The sequence below is a fragment of the Xanthomonas hortorum pv. pelargonii genome, assembly GCF_024499015.1.
GTDB lineage: Bacteria > Pseudomonadota > Gammaproteobacteria > Xanthomonadales > Xanthomonadaceae > Xanthomonas > Xanthomonas hortorum_B.
Window position 1 is genome coordinate 3029750 of sequence record NZ_CP098604.1, and the last position, 10052, is coordinate 3039801.

7 protein-coding genes and 4 pseudogenes are annotated in these 10052 nt (G+C 59.0%); 7 read left to right on the forward strand and 4 right to left on the reverse strand.

Annotated features, from left to right (window positions below; all coding sequences use genetic code 11):
* Positions 1-16: 16 nt before the first annotated feature.
* The 3 genes from hppD (at position 17) to hmgA (ending at position 3091) form a co-directional block, all read left to right on the forward strand.
* On the forward strand, positions 17-1132 hold the full coding sequence (gene hppD / locus NDY25_RS13250) for a 4-hydroxyphenylpyruvate dioxygenase (RefSeq protein ID WP_168959079.1): 1116 nt from the start codon (positions 17-19) through the stop codon (positions 1130-1132).
* A 163-nt stretch (positions 1133-1295) separates the two neighbouring features.
* Positions 1296-1727 carry an endonuclease domain-containing protein gene (locus tag NDY25_RS13255; RefSeq protein WP_256627490.1) on the forward strand — a complete coding sequence of 144 codons (432 nt, stop codon included), beginning with the start codon at positions 1296-1298 and terminating at the stop codon, positions 1725-1727.
* Between the two features lie 59 nt (positions 1728-1786).
* The gene (gene hmgA, locus NDY25_RS13260) at positions 1787-3091 is read left to right on the forward strand and encodes a homogentisate 1,2-dioxygenase (protein ID WP_168959077.1); all 1305 of its coding nucleotides are present in this window, start codon (positions 1787-1789) and stop codon (positions 3089-3091) included.
* A gap of 382 nt (positions 3092-3473) precedes the next feature.
* Here the strand turns inward: hmgA and NDY25_RS13265 are convergent, their stop codons facing one another.
* On the reverse strand, positions 3474-4454 hold the full coding sequence (locus NDY25_RS13265) for an IS5 family transposase (protein ID WP_256627481.1): 981 nt from the start codon (positions 4452-4454) through the stop codon (positions 3474-3476).
* Positions 4455-4690: 236 nt separating this feature from the next.
* On the opposite strand from NDY25_RS13265, the gene NDY25_RS22945 reads away from it, so the two are divergent.
* Complete coding sequence (locus tag NDY25_RS22945; protein WP_343243403.1) at positions 4691-5455, forward strand: N-acetylmuramoyl-L-alanine amidase CwlD; 765 nt, start codon at positions 4691-4693, stop codon at positions 5453-5455.
* A gap of 25 nt (positions 5456-5480) precedes the next feature.
* Positions 5481-6032: pseudogene (locus NDY25_RS22950) on the forward strand (N-acetylmuramoyl-L-alanine amidase family protein); the annotation flags it as partial.
* Between the two features lie 206 nt (positions 6033-6238).
* Here the strand turns inward: NDY25_RS22950 and NDY25_RS13275 are convergent.
* Both NDY25_RS13275 and NDY25_RS13280 read right to left on the reverse strand, forming a co-directional pair.
* Positions 6239-7147, reverse strand: a pseudogene (locus NDY25_RS13275) (contractile injection system protein, VgrG/Pvc8 family).
* 304 nt (positions 7148-7451) lie between these two features.
* Positions 7452-7742 (reverse strand): annotated as a pseudogene (locus NDY25_RS13280) (hypothetical protein); the annotation flags it as partial.
* A 114-nt stretch (positions 7743-7856) separates the two neighbouring features.
* Here NDY25_RS13280 and NDY25_RS13285 point away from each other — a divergent pair.
* Positions 7857-8965, forward strand: a protein-coding gene (locus tag NDY25_RS13285) for an IS3 family transposase (RefSeq protein WP_256627491.1) whose coding sequence is annotated in 2 segments (ribosomal slippage) — positions 7857-8118 and positions 8118-8965 — 1110 coding nt in all. Because the reading frame shifts where the segments join, the coding sequence is not laid out codon by codon here.
* Between the two features lie 19 nt (positions 8966-8984).
* Here the strand turns inward: NDY25_RS13285 and NDY25_RS13290 are convergent.
* A pseudogene (locus NDY25_RS13290) lies at positions 8985-9199 on the reverse strand (hypothetical protein); the annotation flags it as partial.
* 198 nt (positions 9200-9397) lie between these two features.
* Here NDY25_RS13290 and NDY25_RS13295 point away from each other — a divergent pair.
* On the forward strand, positions 9398-10024 hold the full coding sequence (locus NDY25_RS13295; RefSeq protein WP_256627994.1) for a lectin: 627 nt from the start codon (positions 9398-9400) through the stop codon (positions 10022-10024).
* Positions 10025-10052: the final 28 nt, after the last annotated feature.

A 10052-nucleotide genomic window follows, 5' to 3' on the forward strand; every position in this document is an offset into this window, starting at 1 on the left:
GCGTGGAGAAACGACGATGAATGCACAACCGAACACCCCCATCAGCCGCCCCGATCCCGGCATGCAGGTCACCACCTTCGACAATCCGATGGGGATCGACGGGTTCGAATTCGTCGAATTCGCCGCACCCGCCGGCCAGGCGGCGCAGCTGCACGACTATTTTCGCAAGATGGGCTTCAGCCCGGTGCTGCGTCACCGCAGCCGCGCCATTACCGTCTATCGCCAGGGCGGGGTCAACTTCCTGCTCAACGAAGATCCCGATTCGTTTGCCGCCGACTTCGCCGCCGCGCACGGCCCGAGCGCCTGCGGCTTTGCGATCCGCTTCCGCACCCCGGCCGAGACCGTGCTGGAGACCGTGCTCGGCAACGGCGGCGAAGCGGTGCAGGACAAGGCAGAAACGCGCGCAGTGCCGGCGCCGGTGGTCAAGGGCATCGGCGATTGCATGCTGTATCTGGTGGACCGCTATGGCGACGCGGGCAGCATCTACGACGCCGACTACGAGCCGATTCCGGGCGCCGACCAGCACCCGGCCGGCTTCGGGCTGACCTTCATCGACCACCTGACCCACAACCTGTACTTCGGCAACATGCAGCGCTGGTCGGACTATTACGAGCGCCTGTTCAACTTCCGCGAGATCCGCTACTTCGACATCAAGGGCGCCAAGACCGGCCTGGTGTCCAAGGCGATGACCGCGCCGGACGGCATCGTGCGCATCCCGCTCAACGAATCCTCCGACCCCAAGAGCCAGATCAACGAGTATCTGGACGCCTACCAGGGCGAAGGCATCCAGCACATTGCCTGTTTCACCGACGACATCTACACCAGCGTGGAAAAGATGCGCGAGGCGGGCGTGAGCTTTCTCGACACGCCGGACACCTATTTCGATGTGGTGGACCTGCGCATCCCCGAGCACGGCGAAGACGTCGCACGCCTGCGCCGCAACAAGATCCTGATCGACGCCGATGTGGACACCAAGCAGCGCAAGTTGCTGCAGATCTTCACCACCAACTGCATCGGCCCGATCTTCTTCGAGATCATCCAGCGCAAGGGCAATGAGGGCTTTGGCGAGGGTAATTTCCAGGCACTGTTCGAGAGCATCGAGCGCGATCAGATGAAGCGTGGGGTGCTGTAAGTCTGGGATTGGTTGTTCGCTATTCGGGATTCGCTTAAGGCAAATCGTTCAAGCGCCACACCATCGGGACCCGGTTGTCTGACAAGACAAATCCACAAGAACGGACGTAGTCAAAGCCCCTCTCCCTGCGGGAGAGGGGTTGGGGTGAGGGTACGGTGGAGCGATGAAAATCAAACCGCCATTACCCACTGTTACGCGCACCCACGCACGTGCATTACGCAGTGAGATGACAGACGCAGAGCGCGCACTTTGGCGCTGTCTACGCAGCAACCAGCTACAAGGTTTCAAGTTCAGACGTCAGCATCCGATTCCGCCGTACATCGCAGATTTTTGTTGTATCGATGCGGCGTTGGTTGTTGAACTGGATGGATCGCAGCACCAAGCATCCAGCGATCAGGCAAGGACGCGGTGGCTGCAATCGAAGGGATGGACAGTGCTGCGCTTCTGGAACAACGATGTGTTGTTTTCGCTGGATGCGGTGGTTGAGACGATTTGCAAGATGGTCGCTACGCCGTACCCTCACCCCAACCCTCTCCCGGTGGGAGAGGGGCTTGATTCGCCAGGCTTTAGCTCTTCCTCGGTAAGAGCGGCTTGATACAACTCGATCCCAACCTTCTGCTGTCGTGGAGGGCGGGTCAACATCCGGACGCACCCATGCACAACGACCAGCGTTACATGACCGGCTTCGGCAATGAATTCGCCAGCGAGGCGGTGGCGAATACCTTGCCCGTCGGCCAGAACTCGCCGCAGCGTGTGGCGCACGGGTTGTACGCCGAACAGTTGTCCGGCACGGCGTTTACTGCGCCGCGTGGCGAAAACCGGCGCAGCTGGCTGTATCGCATCCGTCCGGCGGCGGTTCATGGCGCGTTCTCGTTGATTGAGCAATCCGCCTTCCACAACGACTTCGGCAGCGGCCCGGTGCCACCGGACCAGCTGCGTTGGAGTCCATTGCCCTTGCCGTCCACGCCGACCGATTTCATCGATGGTCTGTACACGATGGCGGGCAACGGCGGGCCGGAGACCATGTCCGGTGTTGCCGTGCATCTGTATGCGGCCAACGCCTCCATGCACGATCGCTTCTTCTACGATGCCGATGGCGAGCTGTTGCTGGTGCCGCAACTCGGCCGCCTGCGTATCCACACCGAGCTGGGCGTGCTGGAGCTGGAGCCGCAGCAGATCGGGGTGATACCGCGCGGTATACGTTTTCGTGTTGAGCTGCCCGATGGCAGTGCACGCGGCTATGTCTGCGAGAACTTCGGCGGCCTGCTGCGCCTGCCGGACCTTGGGCCGATCGGCTCGAACGGGCTGGCCAACGCGCGTGATTTCGAAACGCCGCATGCCGCCTACGAACAGCGCGAAGGTGCGTTCGAACTGGTGGCCAAATTCCAGGGCCATCTGTGGCGTGCGGACATCGGCCATTCGCCGCTGGACGTGGTGGCCTGGCATGGCAACTACGCGCCGTATCGCTATGATCTGCGCCGCTTCAACACCATCGGCTCGATCAGCTTTGATCATCCGGACCCCAGCATCTTTACCGTGCTGACCTCGCCCAGCGACACGCATGGCACCGCGAACATGGATTTTGCGATCTTCCCGCCGCGCTGGCTGGTGGCGCAACACACCTTTCGCCCACCGTGGTTCCATCGCAACGTGGCCAGCGAGTTTATGGGGCTGGTGCACGGCGTCTACGATGCCAAGGCCGAAGGCTTCGCACCGGGCGGTGCATCGCTGCACAACTGCATGAGCGGGCACGGCCCGGATGCGGCAACCTTCGAAAAAGCCTCGCACGCAGATCTCGCGCGTCCGGATGTGATTACCGACACCATGGCCTTCATGTTCGAAACGCGCGCGGTGTTGCGCCCCACCCAGCAGGCCTTGCAGGCCACGCATCGGCAGGGCGACTACCAGCAGTGTTGGTCCGGATTGCGTGCTGCGTTTCAGGTGCCGACCTCGGAATGATGCGATGTCAGAGCGGCTGATAAGAAGCCACGAGCGCTTGGCAGGCGGGTGCGTGCTGCAGTTTGCGCTGGAAAAGGCAATTAAAGCAGTCAAGAAAACGTTTCCATGTAAATTTGAGGCTGCTGTCAGATTTTTCTGACCCCTGCGCAGGGGTTTGGCGGAGCCGGGAATCTTGTACTGACGATTGATCTTAGGAGTAAACTTCAGGTTCAGGGGTTTCAACGTCATAAAGGGAATCTGTATGAGTTTGCGATCAAGTGTGGCGTTAGGGAAGGTCTGAACAACGAGGCCTGAGAGTGCGGAATGTCGCATCGTTCCGGAGAGTCGCGTTTGGATTTTAGGATTTTCGCCATTTCTGGCGCTTTCCATGGGAATTCCCGGGTTACAGGCGCACGCTCCCCATGGCAGGCAGTAACTGCTTTCGCTTCATCCACAGATTGGAGAGCGCAAACAAGGTCAGCACGTGTGCGGTGTTCTTGGCCAGGCCGCGATAGCGGACCTTGGTGTAACCGAACTGGCGCTTGATCACCCGGAACGGATGCTCCACCTTCGCGCGCACGCTGGCCTTGAAGTGTTCCCAACGCTGTTCCCGAGCACGCTCGCGTTTGTTGCCGATGGCTTGCAGCGTCGAGGGCCTGGCGGCAATGAAAAATGCAGCCTTGCAGGTCTGCAGTTCTTCGCGTTTGTCCGCACCGGTGTAGCCGCTGTCGCCGAACACGCTGTCTTCTTTGCCATGCAGTAATGCGTGCGTCACCGTGACGTCGGCGACATTGGCGGCTGTGCAATGGACGTGGTGCACCAGCCCGGAAAATTCATCCACGCCGATGTGCGCCTTCATCCCGAAATACCACTGATTGCCCTTCCTGGTCTGATGCATTTCAGGGTCGCGCGCGTGATCGGCGTTCTTGGTCGAACTGGGTGCAGCGATCAGCGTCGCATCGACGATCGTGCCCGACCGCAGGCTCTGGCCCTTGCGTGCCAGATGCGCGTTGACCGCGTCCAGCATCCGCGCGGCAAGGCCATGGGTCTCCAGCAGGCGCCGAAAGTTCAAAATCGTGGTCTCGTCCGGAACGTTGTCCAAGCCACCGAGCTGGGCAAACCTCCGCAAGATCGGGATCTCGTGCAACGCTTCTTCCATCGCCGGATCGCTCAACGCATACCACTGCTGCAGCAAATGAATCCGCAACATCGTCGCCAGTGCGTATGGCTGTCGACCAGGGCGTCCCGACACCGGATAGTGCGGTGCGATCAGACCGAGCAAGTGCTGCCACGGAACGACCTGCTCCATCTCGGCCAGGAAGATCTCCCGGCGGGTCTGCTTGCGCTTGCCCAGGCCTTCAGCGTCGCCGAACGTCAGTTGCATGGATTACTCCTCAACATGAGGCGGGTAGTGTCGCGTATCTATGGTGCGTTGTTCAGAGCTTCCTTAGCTTTTACGCTGACTGTTAATCTGGTTTTCTTTGTTGGAAACTCCTCGGCTGCTAATTCAGGGGGGCAGAAAGTGCGAGTGCGGTTGCAAGTCTGTCCAAGTCTGATCGCAGTCAACTGGAAAAGGATCTGACGCAAGAAGCTCAAAGGATCGTGAAGAGGCTTCCACCCTTGGAGGGGCAGCTGTCTAACAAGCATGACGTTAGTGCGAGGTTTGACAGTGCGGGAAAAGTTCTGATTGTGGATCTTGGTCGTGATTACGTTCCAAAAATTAATGGTGCCGAATTTGAAGATAATTTGCATGCAATCTCGCGCTCATTGTTGCCGCTATTCGACGATGTGGTCACCATTGATGGGATTGAGTTTCGCTATAGCGGAAAGGATATCTATTACTATTTCCCAAAGGACTATAGGCCAAGTCCAGTTCAAAAGAAAACTGACGTAAAGCCAGTGGCGCTGCCCCAAGCGGCAGTGGCTGCTCAAAAGAAAGTGATGATTTCAGCGGGGCATGGTGCTTATTATCATTACGGTTATAAAGATTGGCGGTATCAGCGAGATAACTTCAACGGGGTTGTTGAAGATTTGGTGACTCCGCCAATGTCCACCTATCTTTCACAGTTCTTGATTTCCAATAGTAACGCGTTGACATCATTTGTCCGATCGCAGGATTCTACGATTCACGCTCCCAGTGGTCTTGAATGGTGGAAGGTCGCTTCGCGTTATTACTTGGCGAATAAGTATCCAGAGCTTACAGCTGTCTGGAATTCAAAATCTAAATCACCAAGGGAGGGTGACATAGAGCGGACCGAAGATCTTTATGCCAGGCCCTTGTTTGCAAACAATCAAAAAGTAGATGCACTCCTGCATGTCCATACCAATGGAGTAGCAGAGACAACGGCCCGGGGCTTCGGATTTTTACCAGACAGGGCGCGTTGAAGATAAGAAGTTTGCCGAAAGCGTTCATTGCTACATGAAGGAGGCAATTAGCACTACTCCGGGTTACGAGACATACCCTACCGGATCCGTAAATTTTGATGATAATGCAGAGACCCGTGAAGCTACAATGCCCAGCGTCATTGCGGAAGTGGGTTTTCACACAAATCCAGACGATCAACTTGCGCTTAAGGATCCAGTTTTCCAAAAAGCAGCGATGCGTGGATTTGAGAAGGGTTACCGCATGTATCAGGAAGGGAAAGCTTGTGAGCCTTTCCAGATAACAGAAACGCCAAATATTAATTCTCCATTGAATAAATCATTTGATGTTCTCTCGCATTACAAAGGAAATCCGAGATTTCCAGTTAAAAGGGTTAGTAAGGCAACTAGCTGCCCAAGCGGTCTTACATGTGCGGGTAGTACTAAGAGCTTGACCGGTGCATCTCCTTTCAAGGTCCAAGGAAATTGCAACTACAACGGGACAGCACTCAAGAAGTTTCAGATGACTTGGGAGGTGATATTTACGGACGCGGATGGAGTAACGGCGAAAACGACATATGTGACGAACTGTGGTGCATGATGGAATGCCTGCTGATTAAAATTTAAAAGTATTAAGTTTAGGTGCGAGGCCTGAATTTACTCGCTACACCCAGGTTTTATAATTAAAATTAATCTCGCGCGGAATGGCTTATTGCATTTTTTGCGGTATGCATTCGCTATCTACCGTAGCTGGCGTGATAGCTGCATTTCCAAGCCATGCACTTGATCTCTTGCTGGGTTTCTAAATTAAGTGCTGCTTTCCAACTCAAGCGAAGTGACGAAGCCACCTAAACCGTTGACGCTGCGGGTTGTTTTTTGTAATCAGGCAACGTTGCCCATCGATGTCCGCCTTGAAGTCGCTAACCGTGAAGATTTGCTCTGGGAATAGATCCGCCCGGCCGATCGCGAGCGTGTAGTCAAGCTTCGCTAAGCCGCGTTTCATTCGCTCTAGCTCAGCGTGCGCATGTTGGCGTACCGTTGCCCCGTCGGCATACGGCTCGCCCAGGCGCTTGGCGTTGTGGTCACGTGCCCAGCAGCACCGACTGCCGCCGCGCCTTGCTTTTGTCTATCCAGTATGCTCACACGCCGGTGTAGGCATCGCGGTCGGCCACGGAGTAGTGGTGCTGGTTATCGGTCGCCGTGCTCCCGGCGCCGATTTGCGTAAAGACCAGCGCTCCTGCGTTCACCGTTTCCACCGCATCGAAGCGTTGCCCCAAGCGGGTGAGCAGATTCATGTCGCTCTCATTGGCTTGGTCGAGATACGGCAGCTTGATGTTCGCCAGTGACTCGGCTACGCGGGGTGTTAAGCCATGCTCGCCGGCAAGCGTGTTCTGTACTGCAGCCAGCGTGGTGTTGTGCCAGCTGAGTTCGCGCGTGTGCGCACATTCGGTAGTCAGATCCGCACTACGCGCGCGCGGTGATGATGTCGGGCGAACCGCTGTATTCCACCTCGTCCACGATGAAGGTGCCTTCGTCGATCAGGCCGGTGGCTTTCCAGCCCAGTGCAACGGCCAGGAGCACGGTGCGCTTGGATAGCGCCATCTTGCCGTCGTGGTAGTGGATCCGTAAATCCAGCTGGTCGGCTTCGCCGCCACGGCATTCGGTGAGGTCCGCGCCATCGAGCACCACGCGCCGCTTTGGAATCGGGTAACTCATGCGGCGGTCGCCCAGGCCCGGCGTCGTCGGTGCGGCACAGGCAGCGCGCACGACCCTCGCCGTCCCGTTCGCGCCGTTGCAGCCCGCGCTGGACCGCGTTTCGATACGGCTAGTGGCGTGGCATCGCTCGCCTTGCGGGGAAAAACGGTGCGCATGAAGGGAAGATGCCGAACCGAGCAATGACCGTGCTGCTTGGCGGTGAGCAGCAGTGGTGATGTCGATCGCTTCAGACCCACAGCTAGCCAAGGGTGATATCAGGGCGCACCGCTCGCGCTACCCATCGCTGCTGGATACCGCTGTTGGATCACGCCGCCTGCAACGTATCCGGCAGCAACTCGCCGATGCGTGCCCGCACGCGTTCGGCATAGGTTGCCGAGGTGATCTGCGGCAGTTCGCGTAGCGCCTCGGCAATGGCGGCGCCGATGTCGTCTTCCGCGCGCGCGGCCTGCAGCTGACGATGCAACGCGGCAGCGGCGGGATTGCGTTGCAGCTGCAGGATGTCGAGTAGATACAGCCGTGCATTGGTGGCCGCACGCCGCCGCTGACGCTGCAAATCTTCTTCGGTCTGCTGCGCATCCGGCAGTTGCACGGGCGCAGCGGGCGTCGGCTCTGTCGCAGCGGACGTGCCAGGCATGCTGTCAGCCCCCGTAAAATTGATCCAGCCATAACTAGAGGTCTCCGGGCACACTAGCCACCAAGGAGACCAACGATGCGCAAGAGCAAGTTCACCGAAAGCCAGATTGTCGCCACGCTGAAGCAGGTTGAGGGCGGCCGCCAGGTCAAGGATGTATGCCGTGAGCTGGGTATTTCCGACGCGACGTACTACGTCTGGAAGTCCAAGTACGGTGGCATGGAGGCAGCTGATGTGCAGCGCCTTCGCGACCTGGAGACCGAGCACAGCAAGCTCAAACGCATGTATGCCGAGCTCGCGATGGAAAACCATGCATTGAAGGATGTCATCGCAAGAAAGCTGTAGACCCGGCGCATAAGCGCCCGCTTCTTGCCTGGCTCATCGAGCAGCATGGCTGGAGCGAGCGCCGGGCCTGTGCGGTGGTTGGCGTGGCGCGCTCGACTGCACGCTATCAGCGCCGTCCCGATCGGGATGAGGAGGTCATTGCGCTGTTGTCCGAATTGGCCGAGCGTTTTCCCGAGCGTGGATTTGGAAAACTCTTTCAGATCATCCGCCGTCGCGGACATGTGTGGAATCACAAAAGGGTCTGGCGCGTGTACTGCTTGATGAAACTCAATCAACGTCGCCGCAGCAGGCGCCGGGTCCCGACCCGTCATCCACAGCCGCTGGCATGCGGAGAGCGACCTAATGCTGGATGGTCGATCGACTTTATGTCCGATGCGCTGTGGGATGGTCGACGCTTCCGCACGTTCAATGTCATCGACGACTTCAGCCGGGAAGCCTTGGCGATCGAAGTGGACTTGAATCTTCCGGCCGCCCGCGTCATCCGCACCTTGGAGCGCATTGCAGCCTGGCGCGGCTATCCCGCTAAGCTTCGCCTGGACAATGGCCCAGAGTTTGTCGCATTAGCCTTGGCCGAGTGGGCCGAGCGCAAAGGCATCGCCTTGGACTTCATCGAGCCGGGGCGTCCAATGCAAAACGGTTTTATCGAACGCTTCAACGGCAGCTACCGGCGCGGCGTGCTGGACATGCACATCTTCCGCACGCTGAGCGAGGTTCGCGAACAGACCGAACACTGGCTGGCCGACTACAACCAGCAGATCCCGCACGACAGCCTGGGCGGGCTAACGCCCGCCGAGTTCCGTGATCAACATCAACCGCAGACCTCTAGTTTTGGCTGGCATTGAATTGCGGGGAGTCGACAATGCCACCCGCACCCGCACCCGCTTCACCCAGCTGCAGATATCCCATCGCACACAAGGTCTGCACCAGCGTGGCGGCATCGCCGCCCAGCAACTGGGCCAGCGTCGCCAGGTCGCGCTGCCCATCGGCCAGGATCAGCGCGCGTCGCTGCAGCAAGGTCAGGGGCTGCGGTGCGATTGCAGCGCAGTGACAGCGAGGTCGGTCTTGCGTGGGGTCATGGCGGCAGTCCTGCGAAGCCGTCAGCGTGACCGCAACCAATGAAGCGCCGATGACATCGGCAAGACGCAATGGTCACACCGGCAATATGGTCACGCCGGTAATGGTCACAGCGTTCTGCACATCGCCGCGCTGCGCGCTGTGTAGGCTGTCGCGGACCCGGAAGGAATGCACGCATGACATCCAGACTGCTTGGTTTGATGGGCGCACTGTTGTTACTGGCCGGCTGCAATCGCGCCGACGATTCCAAAATCACTGTTGAGGCAGCTAACGCAGAGCACGCGTCTGTCCCCGCAGCCCCCAACGACCAGCCACCTGGTGAGGTGCCACCCGCCACCGCACCCGCCGGCTCGTTTCCGCCGCAATTGCGCCAGGACCCGGTCGCACTCGCGCGTCTGGATGGCTACGGCGATCTGCGTCTGGGCATGGATGCGGCGCAGGCGCGCGCTGCCTGGGGTGGCGACCTGCGCGGCGAGGCGGCAACCGATGGCGGCTGTTATCTGCTGCGGCCGCAATGGGCCGACGATGCGCGCCGCTTTGGTTTCATGTTCGAGGGCGACCACTTCGTGCGCTATCAGACCAGCGAGCCCAAGGAACTCGCACCCGGTGGCGGCAAGGTCGGCATGACGCTGACGCAGCTGCGCGCGCTGTATCCCGATGGCCTGACCGAGCAGCCGCACAGGTACATCCCCGGCGCGCTGAGCTTGCGCTTTGCCGATGCGGCGGCACAGTCGGCGCTGGTGTTCGAAACCGATGCCCAGGGCAGGGTGACCAACTGGCGGGTAGGGCAGCTGCCGCAGGTGGATTATGTCGAAGGCTGTGGCTGAAGCGCTTGCCGGATCGCGTTCGAACGCC

Bases quoted from the DNA above. Each gene is read 5' to 3' on its own strand.
- hppD (WP_168959079.1), top strand. From the start codon at position 17: ATGAATGCACAACCGAACACCCCCATCAGCCGCCCCGATCCCGGCATG.
- NDY25_RS13255 (WP_256627490.1), top strand. From the start codon at position 1,296: ATGAAAATCAAACCGCCATTACCCACTGTTACGCGCACCCACGCACGT.
- hmgA (WP_168959077.1), top strand. From the start codon at position 1,787: ATGCACAACGACCAGCGTTACATGACCGGCTTCGGCAATGAATTCGCC.
- NDY25_RS13265 (WP_256627481.1), bottom strand. From the start codon at position 4,454: ATGCAACTGACGTTCGGCGACGCTGAAGGCCTGGGCAAGCGCAAGCAG.
- NDY25_RS13295 (WP_256627994.1), top strand. From the start codon at position 9,398: ATGGGCGCACTGTTGTTACTGGCCGGCTGCAATCGCGCCGACGATTCC.